The 18,249-nt window shown below is 74.2% G+C and carries 17 protein-coding genes; 9 read left to right on the top strand and 8 right to left on the bottom strand.

Annotated features, from left to right (window positions below):
- Positions 1-6: 6 nt before the first annotated feature.
- Entirely contained in the window at positions 7-573 is a 567-nt protein-coding gene (locus tag ACYP53_RS34640; RefSeq protein WP_459650386.1) for a DUF421 domain-containing protein, read from the top strand.
- 61 nt (positions 574-634) lie between these two features.
- Here ACYP53_RS34640 and ACYP53_RS34635 read toward each other — a convergent pair whose 3' ends face one another.
- Positions 635-1,363, bottom strand: a complete 729-nt coding sequence (locus ACYP53_RS34635) for a rhomboid-like protein (RefSeq protein WP_189917700.1) — start codon at positions 1,361-1,363, stop codon at positions 635-637.
- Positions 1,364-1,499: 136 nt separating this feature from the next.
- Positions 1,500-2,843, bottom strand: a complete 1,344-nt coding sequence (locus tag ACYP53_RS34630; RefSeq protein WP_189917709.1) for a cytochrome P450 — start codon at positions 2,841-2,843, stop codon at positions 1,500-1,502.
- 316 nt (positions 2,844-3,159) lie between these two features.
- Here ACYP53_RS34630 and ACYP53_RS34625 point away from each other — a divergent pair, with 316 nt between their 5' ends.
- Positions 3,160-4,599: an amidase gene (locus tag ACYP53_RS34625; protein WP_459650385.1), complete on the top strand. Its 1,440-nt coding sequence runs from the start codon at positions 3,160-3,162 to the stop codon at positions 4,597-4,599.
- A gap of 29 nt (positions 4,600-4,628) precedes the next feature.
- Here ACYP53_RS34625 and ACYP53_RS34620 read toward each other — a convergent pair whose 3' ends face one another.
- Entirely contained in the window at positions 4,629-6,599 is a 1,971-nt protein-coding gene (locus ACYP53_RS34620) for an FUSC family protein (RefSeq protein WP_459650384.1), read from the bottom strand.
- 505 nt (positions 6,600-7,104) lie between these two features.
- Between ACYP53_RS34620 and ACYP53_RS34615 the strand changes: the two genes are divergently transcribed.
- The 5 genes from ACYP53_RS34615 (at position 7,105) to ACYP53_RS34595 (ending at position 12,659) form a co-directional block, all read left to right on the top strand.
- Positions 7,105-8,187 carry a phytanoyl-CoA dioxygenase family protein gene (locus ACYP53_RS34615; protein ID WP_459650383.1) on the top strand — a complete coding sequence of 361 codons (1,083 nt, stop codon included), beginning with the start codon at positions 7,105-7,107 and terminating at the stop codon, positions 8,185-8,187.
- Entirely contained in the window at positions 8,169-9,530 is a 1,362-nt protein-coding gene (locus ACYP53_RS34610; protein ID WP_459650382.1) for a DUF6271 family protein, read from the top strand. Before ACYP53_RS34615 ends, ACYP53_RS34610 begins: the two co-directional genes overlap by 19 nt.
- Before the next feature lie 110 nt (positions 9,531-9,640).
- Positions 9,641-10,831, top strand: coding sequence for a type III PLP-dependent enzyme (locus ACYP53_RS34605; RefSeq protein WP_459650949.1), 1,191 nt, complete (start codon positions 9,641-9,643; stop codon positions 10,829-10,831).
- On the top strand, positions 10,828-11,418 hold the full coding sequence (locus ACYP53_RS34600) for a GNAT family N-acetyltransferase (protein ID WP_459650381.1): 591 nt from the start codon (positions 10,828-10,830) through the stop codon (positions 11,416-11,418). The genes ACYP53_RS34605 and ACYP53_RS34600 overlap by 4 nt, the downstream gene beginning before the upstream one ends.
- Positions 11,419-11,423: 5 nt before the next feature.
- Positions 11,424-12,659 (top strand): MFS transporter, encoded by a 1,236-nt coding sequence (locus tag ACYP53_RS34595; protein ID WP_459650380.1) that lies wholly within the window; start codon positions 11,424-11,426, stop codon positions 12,657-12,659.
- Positions 12,660-12,864: 205 nt separating this feature from the next.
- Here ACYP53_RS34595 and ACYP53_RS34590 read toward each other — a convergent pair whose 3' ends face one another.
- Both ACYP53_RS34590 and ACYP53_RS34585 read right to left on the bottom strand, forming a co-directional pair.
- Positions 12,865-13,257, bottom strand: coding sequence for a MerR family transcriptional regulator (locus tag ACYP53_RS34590; protein ID WP_459650379.1), 393 nt, complete (start codon positions 13,255-13,257; stop codon positions 12,865-12,867).
- 16 nt (positions 13,258-13,273) lie between these two features.
- The gene (locus ACYP53_RS34585; RefSeq protein WP_459650378.1) at positions 13,274-14,290 is read right to left on the bottom strand and encodes an MDR family NADP-dependent oxidoreductase; all 1,017 of its coding nucleotides are present in this window, start codon (positions 14,288-14,290) and stop codon (positions 13,274-13,276) included.
- A 206-nt stretch (positions 14,291-14,496) separates the two neighbouring features.
- Here ACYP53_RS34585 and ACYP53_RS34580 point away from each other — a divergent pair, with 206 nt between their 5' ends.
- Positions 14,497-15,237, top strand: coding sequence for a PIG-L deacetylase family protein (locus ACYP53_RS34580; protein WP_189917727.1), 741 nt, complete (start codon positions 14,497-14,499; stop codon positions 15,235-15,237).
- A gap of 2 nt (positions 15,238-15,239) precedes the next feature.
- Here the strand turns inward: ACYP53_RS34580 and ACYP53_RS34575 are convergent, their stop codons facing one another.
- The 3 genes from ACYP53_RS34575 to ACYP53_RS34565 form a co-directional block, all read right to left on the bottom strand.
- Positions 15,240-15,926 (bottom strand): DedA family protein, encoded by a 687-nt coding sequence (locus ACYP53_RS34575; protein ID WP_459650377.1) that lies wholly within the window; start codon positions 15,924-15,926, stop codon positions 15,240-15,242.
- Between the two features lie 47 nt (positions 15,927-15,973).
- Positions 15,974-16,168, bottom strand: a complete 195-nt coding sequence (locus tag ACYP53_RS34570; RefSeq protein ID WP_189917738.1) for a DUF1918 domain-containing protein — start codon at positions 16,166-16,168, stop codon at positions 15,974-15,976.
- A 194-nt stretch (positions 16,169-16,362) separates the two neighbouring features.
- Positions 16,363-17,043, bottom strand: coding sequence for a TetR/AcrR family transcriptional regulator (locus ACYP53_RS34565; protein WP_189917741.1), 681 nt, complete (start codon positions 17,041-17,043; stop codon positions 16,363-16,365).
- Between the two features lie 397 nt (positions 17,044-17,440).
- Between ACYP53_RS34565 and ACYP53_RS34560 the strand changes: the two genes are divergently transcribed.
- Positions 17,441-18,238 carry a phytanoyl-CoA dioxygenase family protein gene (locus ACYP53_RS34560; protein WP_459650376.1) on the top strand — a complete coding sequence of 266 codons (798 nt, stop codon included), beginning with the start codon at positions 17,441-17,443 and terminating at the stop codon, positions 18,236-18,238.
- The last annotated feature ends 11 nt before the right edge of the window (positions 18,239-18,249 follow it).

The raw sequence follows: 18,249 nt of genomic DNA, 5'->3' as shown, positions 1-18,249 counted from the left end.
GGGGCCGTGTGGCATGACCTGGCGGTGGTCCAGATTCCGATCGTGGAGAAGATCCTCCGCACGGTCGCCGTCTACGCGCTGGTCCTGGTGCTGTTCAGGGTGGCCGGGAAGCGCGGGCTGGCGCAGCTGAACACCTTCGACATGGTGGTCGTCTTCCTGCTCTCCAACGTGGTGCAGAACGCCATCATCGGCAACGACAACAGCCTGTTCGGCGGTGCGATCGGGGCGGTCACCCTGATCGTGGTGAACTCCGTCGTCACCCGCTGGCTCGCCCGGGACCCGCGGGCCGCGCGGCTCCTGGAGGGCACGCCCACCACGGTGGTGCGGGACGGCAAGCTGGTGCCCGGCGCGCTGCACGAGCTGGCGCTGCGGCCCTCCGAGCTGGAGCACGCGATCCGGGTGCAGAACGGCGACAGCGTGACCGACGTCGCCAGGGCCCGGCTGGAGCCGGACGGTCAGCTGCTGGTCACCCTCAAGGCGAGCGAGCAGAGCGCCACCCGGGGCGACGTCGAGGACCTGCGGCGGCGCCTGGAGACGATCGAGCGGCTGCTCACCGAGCGGGGGCGGGCCTGACGATCCCCGCCGGGCCGTACCGCAGCCCCGCCGGGTCGTACCGCGGCCCCGCCCCGGACGGTCACGGGTGGGCGTCCGCCGTGGCGGGGGCGGCGGCCCGGCGGCGGCGTGAGGCCGTGACGGCGGCCGCGCCGGCCAGGGCGAAGCCGAGGGCGGCCGAGAGCAGGTGGCCGACGGTGGTGAAGTCCGGGAGCGGGCCGGGCCATTCGGTGTCGCCGGAGAGCGGCCAGGCGACCACGAACGCGGCCCAGGGGAGGCGGGCCCAGCGGGGCAGGGCGAGGGTGGCGAAGGCGAGGGAGGTCTGGGCGCCGTAGCTGATGCCGTAGTCCCGGTCCTGCCGCACGCCCTCCGGGTACCAGCCGTGCCGCAGGGCGACCAGGATGACGAGGGCGGTGATCAGGGTGGCGCCGATGTGCCCGCCGAGGAGGACGGCGGCGGCGCGCAGTCGGCCGAAGCGGCGCTCGGCCCAGGCGAGGCAGCAGCAGATGCCGAGGCCGAGGGTGATCAGGGTGCCGCCGAAGCCGGTGGAGGCGATGTCGGTGAGCGTGCCGTCGAAGAGCAGCGCGCTGCTGAACAGCGCGGTGACCGGATGGTCGTGCAGGTTGTCGAGGTTGGTGCTGATGTAGTCCCGGAGGGCATCGGCCCGATCGGGGGAGATCCACTCCTCGACCCAGACGTGTCCGAGGACGAGCAGGGCGACGTAGCAGAGCGTCAGCGGCGAGCGGCGAGGGTACGTCAGGACGGCGCGGAGCAGCCGGGCCGGGATCCCCTGTGGTGATCGAGCGTTCATGGTTCTGATGGTGCCCCAGTCGAGCCGACAGTCCGACCGGCGCAACCCCGCCGGCCCCCGGCGCGACAGTACCGCCCCGGCCGGGCGGGTGCGCAAAGCCGCCCGGCGACGGGCGCCGGGGTGGAGGCGACGGGCCCTAGCGCCGGGCCAGGGTGGCGGTGAAGGGGCGGGGGGACAGCGAGGAGCTGCGGGTGGGGCGGACGCGGTGGCCCGGGGTGGGGGTGATGGTCCAGCGGGCGGCGATGGTGGCGATGGCGAGGACGGCTTCGGTGGTGCCGAAGGTGTCGCCGATGCAGCGGCGGGCGCCGAGGCCGAACGGGGCGTAGGTGCCGGGGGCGGGGCGGGCGGTGGTGAGCCAGCGGTCGGGGTCGAAGCGGTCGGGGCAGGGGAAGACGTCGGCCCGGCGGTGCAGCAGGTACGGGCTGAAGAGGATGGTGGCGCCCGCCGGGAGGTGGTGGCCGCCGAGCCGGGTGTCGGCGGTGACGGTGCGGCTGAGGATCCAGACCGGCGGGTAGAGCCGCAGGGTCTCGCTGACGATCCGGGCGGTGAGCGGGAGGGCGGGCAGGTCCTGGTGGCGGGCGGGGCGGCCGTCGAGGACAGTGTCGAGTTCGGCGTGCAGCCGGTCGCGGACGGCCGGGTTGGCGGCCAGCAGGGTCCAGGCCCAGGAGAGGGTGGCGGCGGTGGTCTCCATGCCGGCCAGCAGGAAGGTGACCACCTGGTCGTGGATCTCGGCGTCGGTGAGGCCCTGCCCGTCCTCGTCCTCGGCGCTGAGCAGGACGGAGAGCAGGTCCCGGTGGTCGGTGCCGGCGGCGCGGTAGTCGGCGATCAGCCGGGTGGTGATCTCCTTGAGGTCCTGCTGGGCGCGCCGGAAGCGGCGGTTGCCGGGGGTGGGGATCCGGTCGGCGCCGGGCAGCGGCATCATGACGCGCCGGCCGACGCCGCGGGTGATGACGTCCATGCTCGCGTGCACCGGCAGCGAGCCGGCCCGTTCGTGCGCGGCGAACAGGCAGCGGGCGGTGACGGCGGTGGTGAGGCGGTACATCGCGGCGGGCACGTCGATCGTGTCGCCGTCGTGCCAGGGCGCGGTGGTGCCGGCGATCTCCTCGGCCATCATCGCGGCGTAGCCGGGCAGCCGGTCGCGGTGGAACGCGGGCTGCAGCATCCGGCGCTGGCGTCGGTGGGCGGCGGCGGGGCAGGTGGCGAGGCCGTCGCCGAAGACCTCGCGGGCCTTGTCGAGGACGATCCCGCCCTTGTCGTACGTCCGGTCCTCGGTGAGCAGCCGGCGGACGAGTTCGGGGTGGCAGGCGACGTACGCGTCGAGCGGGCCGAGCCGCAGCCGGACGAGGTCGCCGTGGGCGGGCAGGCCGGCGACGAAGTCGAACGGGCGGCGGATGAAGGCGGGGACGTGGCCGAGCAGGGGGAGGCCGCCGGGGGCGGTGGCGGCGGTGAACCGGCTGGGCGGGAAGAAGTGGGTCGGCACGGGCGTCACCTTCGGTCGGGTGGGAAGGACCGGAACGGTTCGTGCTCGTGATCTTTCCCGGCCGCCGTGCGTGAAACGATCGTGGACGGGCGGGTGGGGTGAACACGGGGGCGCATGCCGAACGTCCGTGCGCCCTCGAAGATTTGACGGATCGTTTACCTGCTGATGGGGCGACCGGGATCCAGGGCGGCGATGGTTACATAGAATCGAAGTCCTGTGCGACTACCTGTCAGTAGCTCTGGGCAGGAGTACCCCCCGGCGAGACGCCGGTGCGACGGCCGGACGGCGGAGTTCCGGCAGGGAGTGGGGATTTCGGATGACCGACGAGCGGGTTCACGCGTTCACCGACGACGCCCTCGGCCCGTACGACGCGGTGGCACTGGCCGCCCTGGTACGGGCCGGCGCGGTCAACCCCCGGGAGCTGGTCGGCGCGGCCGCCGCCCGAGCCGCGCGGGTCGACGGCAGACTGCTGCCGGTCGCCCACGCCTCGTACGACAAGCCGCAGATCAGCCGGGAGGGCATCGGCGGGGCGCTGTGGGGCGTACCGACCTACCTCAAGGACAACGTCGACCTGCGCGGCCTGCCGACCGCGATGGGCAGCGAGGCCTTCCGGGCCCAGCCGGCCCGCCGCAACGCGCGCTTCACCGACCAGTTCCTCTCCACCGGCCTGGCCGTCCTCGGCAAGACCCGGCTGCCCGAGTTCGGCCTCAACGCCTCCACCGAGTTCGCCACCGCCCAGCCGGTGCGCAACCCGTGGAAGCCCTCGCACTCGGCCGGCGCCTCCTCCGGCGGCGCGGCCGCCCTGGTCGCCTCCGGCGTGGTGCCGATCGCGCACGCCAACGACGGCGGCGGCTCGATCCGCATCCCGGCGTCCTGTTGCGGCCTCGTCGGACTCAAGCCCACCCGGGGCCGGCTGGTCACCAACGCGCAGGGCGCCAAACTGCCGATCGACCTGGTCACCGACGGCGTGCTGACCCGCTCCGTGCGCGACACCGCCGCCTTCTTCGCCGCCGCCGAACGGCACCGCCGCAACCCCAAGCTGCCCCCGCTCGGCCTGGTCGAGGGACCGGGCGACCAGCGGCTGCGGATCGGCCTGGTGGTGGACTCGCCGATCGCCGACACCGACCAGGCGACCCGCCGGGTGGTCGAGGAGACCGCCGCCCGGCTGGAGGCGATGGGCCACTTCGTCGAGCCCACCGCCCTGCCCTTCGGCGAGGAGTTCTCCCGCGACTTCGTCACCTACTGGGGCTACATCGCCTGGGCGATCGCCTTCACCGGCCGGCTGCTGATCGACCCGAGCTTCCGGGCCGGGAGGCTCGACGGCCTGACCACCGGGCTGCGCCGCCGGTTCCAGGCCGAGTTCCCGCAGACCCCGGGCGTGCTGCGGCGGCTTCGCCGGGCCGAGGGCGTATACCGGCGGATCTTCCGCCAGCACGACGTCATCCTCTCCCCGGTGCTCGCCCACACCGCCCCGCTGATCGGTCACCTCAGCCCCAACGTGGACTTCGACGAGCTGATGGACCGGCTGATGCGCTACGTGGCCTTCACCCCGGTCAACAACGTGACCGGCGGCCCGGGCATCGCGCTGCCGGCGGGCGCCGCTCCCGGCGGCCTGCCGGTCGGGGTGCACCTGTCGGCGGCGCACGGGCAGGAGCGGGTGCTGCTGGAGCTGGCCTTCGCGCTGGAGGCGGAACGCCCCTGGCGCCGGATCGAGGACTGCCGGGCGATCGAGGAGCGCCGGGCGATCGAGGGCTGACAGGGGCCGGACGGATCACGGATCACGGATCACGGCGCCGGCGCCGCCGCCACCGAGCGGGCCGCGTGCACCTCGTGGTGCAGCCGGGCCAGCGCGCAGTCCGGAGCCAGGACGTCCCGGTGCGCCTCCACCTCGGCCTCCGACAGCGGCCGCCCGGTGCGCAGCGCCTCCGCGAGGTCGGCCAACTCCCTGGTGACGAAGCCGACCTCGGCCGTCGTCGGGACGGGCGCGCCGTGCTCGATCCGCACCCGGGTGGCGGTGGTGGTGTCCACGATCCGCTCCACCGCGATCACCACCGGCCACCAGGCCTCCGCCCTGGTACCGAGCGGCGGCGGTTCGGTGAGCGCCCGCTGGAACTCGCTGCGGACGGCCGACAGGTCCCGGTAGAGCCGCCGCCGGTACCGCGCCCGGGCCGGCTCGTCCTGCCCCGGGCCGGTGGTGAACGCCAGCGACACGTAGGAGGCGGTGTCCCGGACGGCCTCGGCGAGGCGGTCGCCGATCCGGGCGTGCCAGGACTCCGGCCAGAGCAGGTAGCCGCCCAGCAGGGAGATGGCGCAGCCGATCAGCGAGTCGTAGAGCCGCGGCAGCACCAGCTGGAAGCCCTGGTGGTTGAGCAGGTCGGAGAGCAGCAGGATCACCGGGGTGATCGCCGCGGTCTGGAAGGCGAAGCCCTTGGCCGACATCGCCGGGATCAGCATCGCCAGCACTGCCATCACCGGCACGTCCCACCAGCCGCGCGGCACGGCGGCGAGCACCGGGACGGCGATCAGCAGGCCGACGGCCGTGCCGAGCGCGCGCAGCACCGCCCGGGAGAACACCGAGCCGAAGTCCGGCTTCATCACGAAGACGACGGTCAGCGTCACCCAGTACGAGCGCGGTACGGCGAGCACCGAGACCAGCACCTGCGCCAGGCCGATGCACAGCGCCAGCCGCAGCCCGTACCGCCAGGACGCGCCGGACAGCAGCAGCGCCCGCGCCGCCCGGCGGGCCCGGACCTCCAGTCCGGCGGGCCGGCCGAGCCGGTCGTCGGCGGCGTACGGGTCGGGGGCGGCCTCGTGCACCACCACGGCGGCGTGCCCGATCGCCTCCTCCAGCGCGCGGGTGGACGGGCCGACCGGCCCCGGCAGGGCGAGCCGCGGCACGGGCCCGCTGCGGCCCCGCTCGACGGCGGCGGCGAGCGCGCGGACGGCGGCCGGGTAGGCGGGCGACAGCGGGCCGAGCTCGGGCGGGAGCAGCTGCGCCGCCGAAGCCCCCTCGACCACCGGGATCACCGCGTTGAGCTGGGCGAGCAGCCGGGCGAGGGCGGGGGAACGGCCGTGCCGGCGGGTGCGGCGGGCGAGCAGCAGGTCGTAGGAGTGGTTGAGCGACTGGGTGAGTTCGCGGCGCCGCTCGTCGTACCCGGGGGTGCCGGTGGCCTCCAGCAGGTCCGCGACCGCCCGGTAGGTGCCCGCGACCACCGTGCGTTCGGGGACGCCCTGCCGCAGCGGCCACGCGAGCAGGGTCAGCACGAGCACCACCAGGCCGCCGAGCAGCAGCAGTCCGGGCGGCAGCCACCAGGGGGAGGGTAGCGGCAGTCCGGCCCCGACCACCGCGTTGAGCAGCAGGAGCAGTCCGGAGACGGAGGCGACCGCGCCGATCGAGGAGATCATCCCGGAGACCAGCGCGACGAGGGTCAGCGCCACGACGGCCGTCCAGCCCGAGCCGTACACCAGGGTGCCGAGCAGCACCCCGAGGGCGCCGAACAGCTGCGGCACGGCGATGTTGAACACCCGCATGCGGTAGGCGTCGGCGGTGTCCCCGATCACCCCGGACAGGGCGCCCATCGACACCAGCGCGCCGTAGCCGGGCCGCCCGGCGGCGGTGCCGACGGCGAGCGGGGCGGCGAGCGCGACCGAGGCACGGGCGACCGCCGCCCACGGGATCGGCGCGGACCGGGGCCGCAGGCTCTCGGTCAGCCAGGTGGGCGGGGCGAGCCGGGCGGCTCCGGTGGGTCGTGCCATGGGCCCAACCTACGCCGGAGCCCGTGCGCGGCCTGGGCGCAACACCTCCGGGGAAACGGATCCCGGGGCCGGTGAGGTTCAACCACCGGTTCGTCTGTCAGCTTCATCCGTCGCGGTTATGTCAATTTCGGAAACATACCCCGTCTTATGTCCGCCCGCGAAACATAAAGCGCACCGGGAGAGCCGTCATGAGCTGCGCGGATTTCCCAATCGGTAACCGCCGGGAAAGGGTTGACACCATTAGTTGGTCTAGTCCAGTGTGTGGGGAGCGTGGTTCGGCGAAGCCTGAGGCGAGGTGAGAGGCCTTGTCGCGCAGGCGAGTTGACCCTCCGACGTGGCGCCGAGGCGCGGTCGGGGGGCGAGCCGAGAAGGAGCGTGTGCGGACCGCCGACGGTCCGCGGGAAGAATTCCCGACCCGGCCGGAGGCCGGTCGAACTGCCCGCCGCGTCCGCACCGACCGCTGAATCAAGCGCTGCGTCGACTACGAACCGTGGAGTGACTGCCCATGCCGAGCCCAGACGGACAGGCCGAGGAGCATCTGTTCCGAGCCGCCTCGGAGCGCCCCTACTTCAGCGCGGACACCGAGAGCTACCTGGCCCGCACCGCGCTGCGCGAGATCCGCAAGAAGCACCCGCTGCGCGTGCTCTCCGAGGAGGACCACGCGTTCTGGCAGACCTACGGCTACGTCGTGGTCGAGCAGGCGATCCCGGCCGAGGCCGCCCGGCGCCTGCTCGACTTCACCTGGGACTTCCAAGGCCTGTCGCCCGACCGCCCCGAGGACTGGTACCGCGAGCGCGAGTACCGCGACGAACTCGACCGGCACCTGCACATCTACGGCTTCGTCGAGGCCTACCACCACCAACTCCTGTGGGACAGCCGCCAGTCGCAGCGCGTCTACGACGCCTTCGTGGACGTTTGGGACTGCGAGGAGCTCTGGGTCACCCTCGACCGGCTCAACCTCAACCCGCCCAACGTCCGCAACCGCGACCGCGCGCTGATCGAACCCACCGACCGCGGCTTCGACATCGAACTGCACTGGGACGTCGACACCACCCGGGGCATGCTGCCGCAACGCGTCCAGGGCCTCATCGCGCTCAACGACACCGCCCCCGACCACGGCGGCTTCCAGTGCGACCCCGAGCTGTTCCGCCGCTTCAACCAGTGGCAGGCCGCCCAGCCGGCCGACCGCGACCCGATCCGCCCCGACGTCGACCGGGACGAGTTCCCCGTCGTCCGGCCCGAGTTGAAGGCCGGCGACCTGCTGATCTGGAACGGCCTGCTCGCCCACGGCGTCGCACCCAACACCTCCGAGCACGGCGTCCGCGCGGTGCAGTACCTGTCGATGATGCCCGCCCTGGAGGAAGCCGAGGGGCTTCGCCGGTCCCGGGTGGAATCCTGGCGCACGCTCGCCACCCCGGACTGGAACCGCACCCTGGTCGGCGACGCCGACCGGCCCGAGGCGCAGCGCTACGGGACGGCCGAACTCACCGAACTGGGAGAGAAGCTGCTCGGCCTGCGGTCCTGGACCGGCAGAAGCCTCGAACCGCGGGACGCGACGGGGGAGCGGGCATGCGTGACATCTGCCTGACCCTGCCCACCAACCGCGAGTGCGCCGACACCGTCACCGCGGTCGGCGCCGAAGCCGCCCACGCCGTACGGCGGTTCGGCGTCCGGGTGCACCTGCTGGTGCTGGACTCCGCCGACCCCGCGAGCCGCGCCCGGCACGCCGCGGCCGCCGCCGCCCTGCCCGCCGTCGACGGTCTGGTCGTCCACCACCTGGACGAGTCCGCCCAACGCGCCTTCCTGCGCGAGGTGATCGACCGCTCCGGCCTCCCCGGCCCCGAGCGGCTGCTCGACCTGATGCTGCCCGACACCGTCTCCTACGGCGCCTGCACCAACCGGGCGTTCCTGCTCGCCGCCGCACTCGGCTGCACCTCGGTGCACCGCCGAGACTCCGATAGCCGCTACCAATGGCACCACGGCGCACCGGTGTTCCCCATCGAGCACGAACTCGCCACCCTCGGACTGAAGGCCGCCGACGCGGCCGCCGCCGTCACCGAGAACACCCTCGACCCGGCGCACGCGGACCGGCCGGTCGCCCTGGCCGGCGCCTCCTTCGTCGGCGAACTCTCCGTCGACCTCGGCGAGATCCTCGAACGCGACCCCGAGGTCTACCACGACGTGGTCGCGCTCTGGGCCCCCACCGGCGCGAGCGAGCAGGAGAAGCGCGAACTCGTCGCCGAGTCCTTCATCGGCGGCGGCACCGAGCCGTTCACCGCCGACCGCGCCGTCCTCGGCCGGCCCGACATCTGGCACATCGACATGTGCAACATCGGTCTCGACCACGAGGTGTACGAACGCGTCCCGCTGCCACCCGCCACCGACACCATCGGCAGCGACTACTTCCTCCACCACCTCGTCCACGACGCCGGCCTGCCCGGCGTCACCCACAACCGGCACATCGTCAACTACTACACCCCGGAACGGCGCACCGGCCCCGGCTTCACCGCCTACCAGCTGCGCTACGCCAAGTTCCTGCTCTCCATGCTCTACCTCCACCCGGTCTACGCCGACCTGGAGGCCGCCGGCGACAGCCTGCTGGACGAGCACCACCACGTACGACCCGAGCCGATCGCCGACTCCGCCCGCCGCAGCGCCGCGACGGACCGCGCGGAGAACCACCGGCGACTCGCCGAACTCGACCGCTGCTACCGGCGCCTGGGCGGAAAGTACGCCGAGTTCGCCGACCACCTGGCGCCCCGGAGGGCCCGACTGCTCGACCGGGCGCAGTCGGACATCGAGGACTTCGCCCTGCTGATCGACGCCTGGGGCCCGCTGGTGCGGGCGAGCAGGACCACCCCCGCCGACCGGCTGCCGCCGGCCCGGTCCGCGTCGATCCGCGCTAGCCGGAAGACCGGTAACCCCACGTGACACGCCAGACCGCACACCAGGCGCCCAGCCAGGCGCCCCACCACCGCGCCCCGACCGAGACGGCCGTCCACACCGGCGCACCCCGACCCGACCAGCACGACCGCGCCGCGCTGCGCGCCGCGCTCGCCGCCGCCACCGACGACCGGATCGTCTACGACCTCGACGGCATCGGCCGCCAGTACACCGACCTGGTCCACGAACTGCCCGGCGTCGCCGTCCGGTTCGCCATGAAGGCCTGCCCGGTGGACGAGGTCCTGGACCACCTCGCCGCACTCGGCGCCGGCTTCGACGCGGCCAGCCCGCAGGAGATCGCCCAGGCGCTGCGCACCGGCGTCGCCCCCGAGCTGGTCCACTACGGCAACACCGTCAAGTCCGACCGCAACATCGCCGAGGCCTACCGGATGGGCGTGCGCGACTTCGCCACCGACAGCCTGGAGGACGTCGCCGCGATCGCCGAACACGCCCCCGGCTCACGGGTGTTCTGCCGGATCGCGACCACCGGTGAGGGCGCCCTGTGGGGCCTGAGCCACAAGTTCGGCTGCTCGCCCGAGGACGCCCTGCGGGTGCTCGGCGAGGCCCGCACCGCCGGGCTCGTCCCCTCCGGCCTGTCGGTGCACGTCGGCTCGCAGCAGATGACCGCCGAGGCCTGGGGCGCCGCCGTGGACTCGCTGGCCGCCGTCCTGGAAGCGCTCAACTGGCGCGGCATCACCCCCGAACGGATCAACCTCGGCGGCGGACTGCCCGCCCTCGGCGTCCTCGACCGGCGCGGCCGGCCCCTCGACCCGCCGCTGGACAAGATGTTCGCGGTGATCCGCGAGGGCATGGACCGGCTGCGCGAGGTCAACGCCGGCCCGCTGGAGTTCCTGGTGGAACCCGGACGCCACCTGGTCGCCGACCACGGCGCGATCCGCGCGCACGTCGCCCGGCTCACCTCCCGCCGCCGCCTCGACGGCACCCCGGAGGACTGGCTCTACCTCAGCTGCGGCAAGTTCAACGGCCTGTACGAGATGGACCAGTTGCAGTACCGGCTGGAGTTCCCCACCCACCCCGGCGGCCAGTTCGTCAACGCCGTCGTGGCCGGCCCGACCTGCGACAGCGACGACGCCTACGCCCAGGAGGGCGGCCTGGTCCGCGTCCCGCTGGCGGTCGGCTCCGGCGACCCGGTCTGGGTCCACTCCTGCGGAGCGTACGCCGCCGCCTACGCGACCCGCGGGTTCAACGGCTTCGAGCCGCTGCCGTACACCTGCATCGGCGGGAGCGGCGGGCGCGGCGGCCCCGGCCCCGAAGGAGGCACCGCATGACCGACACCCGGATCCGGCTGCTCCGGGAGGACGACTGGGACGAGGTGGTCGCGCTGGAGGAGCGCGCCTACGCCGCCAGCGGCCTGTCCGAAGGGCGCGAGGCGCTGCGGTCCCGGCACCGCGCCTCGCCCGCCACCTGCTTCGTGCTCGACCACGCCGGGCGCCTCGGCGGCTACCTGCTCGCCCTGCCGTACCCGCCGTTCCGCTGCCCGGACCTGAGCCACAGCGAGGACAGTCAGAGCGGTGCCGGGGACGGCGTGGCCGCGCCCCCGACCAACATGCACGCCCACGACCTGGTCATCGCCGAGGACCTGCGCGGCCGCGGCCTCTCCCACCGGATGCTGCGCCACCTGGAGGAGACCGCCCGGACGGCCGGCTACCTCAGCATCTCCCTGGTCGCCGTGCGCGGCTCGCACGTGCTGTGGACCCCGCTGGGCTACCGCGCCCGGCCCGAGATCGAACTGCCCGCGAGCTACGGCTCCCGCGCGGTCTACATGGCGATGCCGCTGGACCCCGTCCCGGCCCGGCCGCTGCCGCACTCCACCGAACCGACCCCCGGGCCCCGGCCCAGAGCCGAAGTGGGCTGATCCGCATGTCCCCCGTACGCGACGACTTCCGCCGCTCCCAACTCGCCATCGGCGCACTGTTCTTCGTCCTCGGATTCCAGTACGCCACCTGGGTCTCCCGGGTGCCGGCGCTCAAGGCCCGGCTCGACCTGGGCGAGGCCCAGATCGGCCTGCTGCTGATGACCTGCGGCATCGGCGCGGCGGTGTCCTTCCCGCTGGTGGCGGTACTGATGCGGCGGTTCGGCTCCCGCCTGCTGTCCGTGCTGTCCGCGCTGGCCCTCGGCGTGATCCTGCTCGCGCTGTCCGTGGTGCCGAACTACCCGGTCACGCTGCTGGTGCTGTTCCTCGACGGTGTCGCGGTCGGCTGCCTGAACGTCGCGATGAACGCGCAGGGCGCCGCGCTCGAAGCCCGCTTCGAGCGGACCACCATGTCCAGGCTGCACGCCACCTTCAGCGCCGGCTCCCTGCTCGCCGCGCTGCTGGCCTCCGGCGTCAACGCCTTCACCGGCACCCTCGCCGTGCACTTCGGGACCGCCGCCGTCCTGCTCGCCGCGCTGGTCGCCGCCGCCCGGCCGGGGCTGCTCGCGGACGGGCCGCCGGAGCCCGCCGCGGAGGAGGCGGAGGAGGAAGCGGTGAACGGGGCCGAGGCGGCGAAGAAGGGCCGCCGCGGCTTCGCCCTGCCGACCGTCGCCACGCTCTGGATGGGCCTGGCCATGGTCTTCGGCACCGTCACCGAGGGCGCCATGAACGACTGGTCGGCGCTCTACCTCAAGGACGTCGTGCACGCGGGCGCCGGCCTCGCCCCGATGGGCATCGCCGTCGTCTCGGTGATGATGGTCTGCGCCCGGATCTTCGCCGACGGCTGGCGCACCCGCTTCGGCGACGGCCGCCTCGTCCGCACCGGCAGCCTGCTGGCCGGTCTCGGTCTCGCCCTCGCCCTGACGGCCGGCGGCGTGGTCCCCACCCTGCTCGGCTTCGCCTGCGTCGGCCTCGGCGTCGCCGCCGTCACCCCCTGCGTCTACGTCGCCGCCGCCCGTCAGGGCCCCGACGCCCTCTCCCTGGTCGCCGCGATGGGCACCACCGGCCTGCTCGCCGGCCCCGCCGTGATCGGCTTCATCGCCGGCGCCAGCAGCCTCCTCTGGGGGATGGCCGCGGTCGCCGCCTCCGCCGCCCTCGTCTCCCTCTGCGCCACCCGCATCACCTGGCCCGCCCGCCGGGAAGCCCCCGCGGAGGACCCCCTGCTCACCCCCGACGCCGCCTGATCCACCTCCCCCCTAAGCCCTCGCCCGGCACCTCGCGCCTCCCCCGTCGCGACGTGCCGGGCGAGCTCTTTGCGCGGGTGAGGGCGAGGGCGGCGGCCCGTCCGGTGGGTCCGCAGGCGTGGGCCGGGGTGTCCGCGCCGCTCGTTGCGACGTGCCGGGCGAGCTTATTCGCGGAGTGCGGCAACGGCGGCCGCCCGGTGAGTCCTCAGGCCTCGGCCGGGAGGTCCGCGCCGCCCGTCGCGACGTGGTGGGCGAGTCTGCCGCGGAGCTCGGTGAGGCGGGCGATCTCGGCGTCGAGGGTGGCGAGGCGGGCGGAGACGACGGGGGCGAAGGTGTCGAGCCCGGGGGTGGCGGAGCAGCGCCACGGGCGGTCCTCGGCGAGGAGGTCGAGGCGGTGGGCGCGGCTGGCCAGGTCGTCCACCGTCAGGCCCAGGGCGAGGAGCCGGCGGATCACCCGGACCCGGGCGACCTCGGCGGGGCCGTACTCGCGCTGGCCGGAGGCGGTGCGGGCGGGTGGGTGGAGCAGGCCGCGCTGCTCGTAGAAGCGCAGTGCTCTGGGTGTGGTGCCCGCCGCTGCCGCCGCGTCGCCGATCCGCATGCCCGCCCCTTCGTCGTCAGAGCTCCACGACGGTCGTCCCGAAGACGTCCCCGGTGAACAGTCGGGTCAACGCCTCGGGGGCCCGATCGATGCCCGCGACCGTCGTCCGCGGGACGGTGAGCCGCCCGGCACGGAGCCAGCCGGCGAGCCGCTCGCGCCATTCGGCGTCCAGGTCCGGGTGGTCGAGCCCGCTGAAGCCGCGCAGGGTCAGGCCGAGGGTGACGACCCGGAAGCCGTCGATCACGGCCGGTGCGTCGCCGCCCCGCCGGCCCGGTGCGAGCTGGCCGTCCAGCGCGCCGACCAGGGCGAACCGGGCGCCGCGGCGGGCCGCGTCGACGGCGGCGGTCAGCTGCTCGCCGCCGACCAGGTCCAGCACGGCGTCGACCCCGCCCGGGGCGGCCTCGGCCAGCTGCTCGGCGAACGGCCGCTCCCCGGGGACCAGGACGGCGTCGTAGCCGAGTTCGACCGTCAGCCGCTCGGCCTTGGCGGGCGAGCGGGTGGTGCCGATCACCCGGGCGGCGCCGAGGAGCCGGGCGATCTGCCCGGCCACGGTGCCGACCGCGCCCGCCGCGCCGGTCACCAGGACGACGTCGCCCGGGCGCACCCCGGCGCTGCGGGTGAGCCCGCCGTAGCCGGCCGAGCTGGAGAGCAGGGCGAGCGGGTCCGGGAAGTCCGGGTCGACGGGGGTGAACCGCGCGGCGTCCGCGAGCGCGTGGTCCCGCCAGCCGTGCGGGTGGGTCACCAGGTCGCCCGGGCGCAGCGGCCCGTCCCCGGGCGCGGCCAGCACCTCGCCGAGGGCGGGCCCGAACAGCGCGTCCCCGGGGGCGATGTTCGGCAGGGGCAGGTCGGCGCCTCCGCCGCCGATCAGGGTGCGCAGGCCGGGGAAGACCAGGAAGGCCCGGTTGCGGACGAGCACCTCCCCGGGGCCGGGTGCGGGCAGCGGCTCGTCCGTGACGGTGAAGTCCTCGGGGGCGGGCAGCCCGTCCGGCTCGGCGGTCAGCCGGACGACACGGGCGGTGGTGGGCAGGGCCATGGCGGCGCTCCTGGCGGAAGGGCGGTGGTGCGGCGGCCGGTGCCGCCGCGGGACGCCCGGACGCTAACCCCTGACCCTTGCGTCAGGGGCAAGAGTGCCGGACCGGAGGGTGTCTGACGGTGCGTGGGGCGCGCGTCTTCTAGAGTCACCGGCGGTAGGACCGTACGACCGTACGACCGTGAGCCGCACCGAGAGGGAAGAGCAGCATGAGCGAGCAGGCCCCCGCGCCCTTCGAGCACGTGGACGAGGACTGGCAGACGGCGGTGGCGATCGTCGCGCACCCCGACGACATGGAGTACGGCGGCGCCGCGGCCGTGGCGCGCTGGACCTCGCAGGGCAAGAAGGTCGTCTACGTGATGGTCACCAGCGGCGAGGCGGGCATCGACTCGCTGGACCCGGCCGAGTGCGGGCCGCTGCGCGAGGCGGAGCAGATCGCCTCCGCGCGGGTCGTCGGGGTGGAGACCGTCGAGTTCCTCGGCTACCCGGACGGGGTGGTGGAGTACGGGCTGCCGCTGCGCCGGGACATCGCCCGGGTGGTGCGCCGGCACCGTCCGGACATCGTGATCACCAGCAACTTCCGGGAGACCTACGGCGGGGTGTTCCTCAACCAGGCGGACCACATCGCGGTCGGCCGGGCCACCCTCGACGGGGTCCGGGACGCCGGCAACCGGTGGGTGTTCCGGGAGCTGACGGCGGAGGGCCACGAGCCGTGGAACGGCGTCCGGCAGATCTGGGCGGCGTCCTCGCCGGAGGCCGCGCACGCGGTGGACACCACCGAGACCTTCGACCTGGGCGTCGCCTCGTTGGAGGAGCACAAGGCGTACCTGGCCGGGCTCGGCGGGGCGATGGCGGACGCCCGGGAGTTCCTGGAGGGCTTCGGCCGGGGTGCGGGCACCCGGCTGGGGACGCGCTTCGCGGTGCCGTTCGAGGTGTTCCCGCTGCGCTAGGGCTAGGGTCCGTCCGAGCTGGACCCGTCGTCCGGGGCGGGCCCGGTGCCGGTGTCCTCGCGGCGCCGGCGCCGGTAGCGCAGCACCTGCCGGAGCAGGAAGGCCGCGACCAGCACGCCGAGGCCGATCGCGAACCAGACCTGGTAGCGGATCGCGGTCCGGTACACGCCGCCGATGTTGGCGCCGGCCAGGTAGCCGAAGGTGCCCCAGACGCCGGTCCACAGCACCGCGCCGAGCACGTTGAACGGCAGGAACCTGCGCCAGGGCATGCCGGTCGTCCCGGCGATGACGCCGTTGGTCTGGCGCAGCACGTCCACGAAGCGGGCGACCGCGACGACCTTGCCGCCGTGCCGTTCGAAGAAGCCGTCCGCGCGTTCCATCCGGGCGGGGGTGAGCAGCACGTAGCGGCCCCAGCGGTGGACGAAGGCGCGTCCGCCGGTGCGGCCGACCAGGTAGCCGAGGCTGTTGCCGAGCGTGGCGGCGCAGACCGCGATCAGCAGTAGGGCGGGGAAGGAGAGGTGCCCGGTGCCGGCGTACACCGAGGCGAGCACCAGGACGGTCTGCCCGGGGACGGGGACCGCGCAGTTGTCCAGCAGCACGAGCAGCGCCACCGCCAGGTACCCGTAGTGGTCCAGCAGTGGCGCGAGCCCGGCGAGTGCCCCGGGCAGGGGGGTGGTGGGAGCGGACACCGCGCCTCACCGCCGCGCGCGGGGGCGCGGGGCGGCGGAGGCGTCGGTCAGCGCCCGGCCTGACGCTGTTCGATGTTGCAGTCGGGGCCGGGGTAGATCAGCCCCTCGTGGCCGTCCTCGAAGCGGACCACGTACGGCGGCTGGCCGTCGGCGCCGCGCACCTCGATGATCTCGCCCTTCTGGTCCACCATGCCCACCGACCTGCTGTGGATGTGGAGCTGGTCACCTACCGCTGCGTGCATGGTCTGCTCCTCCGGTCGTGGTGGCCGCCTCCGCGGCCGTTCCGCTATCCACTGTGCTGCGGGGGCGGCGGGCTCGCAACGGCTCGGGCGGACGGGACGCGGGCGGACCCCGGGGACCCCGGGGACCCCGGGGACGTCGCGGGGGACCGGACGGACGGGACGCGGGGAAGGCCGGGGATCCGCGGCCCTGGCCGTCAGCCGGCGGGCGGCTGGTACGCCAGGTAGCCGCGGACCAGGCGCTTGCACTCGGCGATCAGCGTCGGATCGCCGTTCGGGTCCCCGCGGAAGGCCAGTTTGAGCACCGCGTCGGCGGCCTCCAGGGCGACCCGCAGGGTGAGCGTGACGGCCGCCGGGTCGGCGGCCCGGAAGACCTCGCCGCCGAGGGCCTGCAGGCGCAGGGCGACGGCGGTGTTGTTGTCGACACCGGCGTCCAGCAGATGGCGGTCGTCCCGGACCCCGGCGGGCACGACCGGGCCGGCCAGGCCGAAGTCGACCTGGCCGAAGCCGGGCACCGTGCGCTTCATCGCCACGAACTCCTCGACCGCGAGGTCGGTGAAGGCGGCCGGGTCGACCGGTGCGGCGGCGGTCAGCCGGGCGTCGAGGCGCTGGAGGTACCGGTCGAGGTTGCGGCCGGCGAGCGCGGCCAGCAGGTCCTCCTTGCCGGCGAAGAACTGGTAGAGGGTGCCGATCGGCACCTGGGCGCGCTGGGCGACCTCCTTGGTGGTGAGCGCGGTCGCCCCGGCCTCGTCCAGCAGGCAGGCGCAGGCGTCCAGGATGCGGCCGTACCGTTCCTGGCTGCGCTGTTGGACCGGGCGCCGCCGGGCGGACGGGGCCGTCCGACCGGCCGATTCGTGACTCCGGATGTCCGCGCTCATGTCCACACTCTGCCGCATCCGCTGTTCCGGCGGCGAATCACCGGGGCGGGAGGGGCCCGGAGTTCTCCGTGGGAAAGGAATCGACTGGTGGCCGGAGCTGAACGGCACGGTGGCGGGAAGGTGTCCACGGGTTGGCGTTGGTCTTGTCGTGGACGCGAAGACCGGTTCATACTCCTGGGACGGACTACCTTGCGTGATCGCCGCGTGCCTCTTCGTGGTGGTCGCGGTTCAGTCGTGGCGTCCGCGGCGACCGTGACGGGCGCGCCGCCGCCACCCGAGGTCTGGATGATCCCGTGTGCCCCCTTGCCCGTGCCATGTCCCGTTGCACGTCTCGTCGTTCGTCCCGTTGCTCGTCCCGTTGTTCGTCCCGCCCGACGGAAGGAGGGGGATCGGTTCGGTGACGTTGTCCTTCGGAGGGCGTGACGCCCTCGACACCGAGAACCGCCGGCAGTTCCTGGAGTCCGGCTACCTGGTCCTGCCCGGCCTGCTGCCGGAGGCGCTGCGCGAACGGCTCGTCCCCGAGGTGGACCGGTGGGTGGACGAGGGCCTGCGGGCCCGGTCCATCGCGGCCTGCGCGGACCCCGGCCGGAACGGCCCGCCCCCGCTGCTGGAGCTGGAGTTGCCCGCCCACGGCGACCTCCTCACCCACCCGCCGCTGATGCGCACGCTGACCCGGCTGCTCGGCCCGTCCTTCGTCTTCCACCACCTGCACAGCGACCGCCAGTCCCCGGGGATACCGGGCAAGGCCTGGCACCACGACTGCGAGCCCAACGACCGCTCCGACCCGTCGCTGCTGATGGTCCACGCGCTGCACTACCTCGGCGGGCTGGACGAGAAGGTCGGCAGCCTGGCCGTGCTGCCGGGCTCGCACCTGAGCTCCGTCGGCAAGTCCGCGCTCGCCCACCACGGCACCGCGGAACTGCCCGGCGAGGTGGTCCTCGACCGGCTGCCGCCCGGCTCGACCGTGCTGCTCAACTCGGCGCTGTTCCACACCCGCAGACCGGCGCCCGACGGGCCGGGCCGGGCGCGGTACTTCATCGACGCCTCCTACTGCCAGGTGGGCGCCCGCTGGCGCCCGGTGAAGCCGTACTGGCGGCAGATGCTCGCCCGCGCCCGTGAACTGGACCTGGCCGACGGCCAGTGGCCCGAGCTGTTCGCGGAACGGCACTTCACCGAGTACACCGGAACCGTCTGAGGAGCACTGCC

It is taken from the genome of Kitasatospora sp. Ki12 (genome assembly GCF_054601375.1).
This window is presented reverse-complemented; position numbering and strand designations above follow the sequence as displayed.

What these genes read in the sequence shown, in the direction of transcription:
- ACYP53_RS34635 (WP_189917700.1), bottom strand. Translation starts at nt 1,363, where the DNA reads ATGAACGCTCGATCACCACAGGGGATCCCGGCCCGGCTGCTCCGCGCC.
- ACYP53_RS34625 (WP_459650385.1), top strand. Translation starts at nt 3,160, where the DNA reads ATGACCGACGAGCGGGTTCACGCGTTCACCGACGACGCCCTCGGCCCG.
- ACYP53_RS34620 (WP_459650384.1), bottom strand. Translation starts at nt 6,599, where the DNA reads ATGGCACGACCCACCGGAGCCGCCCGGCTCGCCCCGCCCACCTGGCTG.
- ACYP53_RS34615 (WP_459650383.1), top strand. Translation starts at nt 7,105, where the DNA reads ATGCCGAGCCCAGACGGACAGGCCGAGGAGCATCTGTTCCGAGCCGCC.
- ACYP53_RS34610 (WP_459650382.1), top strand. Translation starts at nt 8,169, where the DNA reads ATGCGTGACATCTGCCTGACCCTGCCCACCAACCGCGAGTGCGCCGAC.
- ACYP53_RS34600 (WP_459650381.1), top strand. Translation starts at nt 10,828, where the DNA reads ATGACCGACACCCGGATCCGGCTGCTCCGGGAGGACGACTGGGACGAG.
- ACYP53_RS34595 (WP_459650380.1), top strand. Translation starts at nt 11,424, where the DNA reads ATGTCCCCCGTACGCGACGACTTCCGCCGCTCCCAACTCGCCATCGGC.
- ACYP53_RS34590 (WP_459650379.1), bottom strand. Translation starts at nt 13,257, where the DNA reads ATGCGGATCGGCGACGCGGCGGCAGCGGCGGGCACCACACCCAGAGCA.
- ACYP53_RS34585 (WP_459650378.1), bottom strand. Translation starts at nt 14,290, where the DNA reads ATGGCCCTGCCCACCACCGCCCGTGTCGTCCGGCTGACCGCCGAGCCG.
- ACYP53_RS34580 (WP_189917727.1), top strand. Translation starts at nt 14,497, where the DNA reads ATGAGCGAGCAGGCCCCCGCGCCCTTCGAGCACGTGGACGAGGACTGG.
- ACYP53_RS34570 (WP_189917738.1), bottom strand. Translation starts at nt 16,168, where the DNA reads ATGCACGCAGCGGTAGGTGACCAGCTCCACATCCACAGCAGGTCGGTG.
- ACYP53_RS34565 (WP_189917741.1), bottom strand. Translation starts at nt 17,043, where the DNA reads ATGAGCGCGGACATCCGGAGTCACGAATCGGCCGGTCGGACGGCCCCG.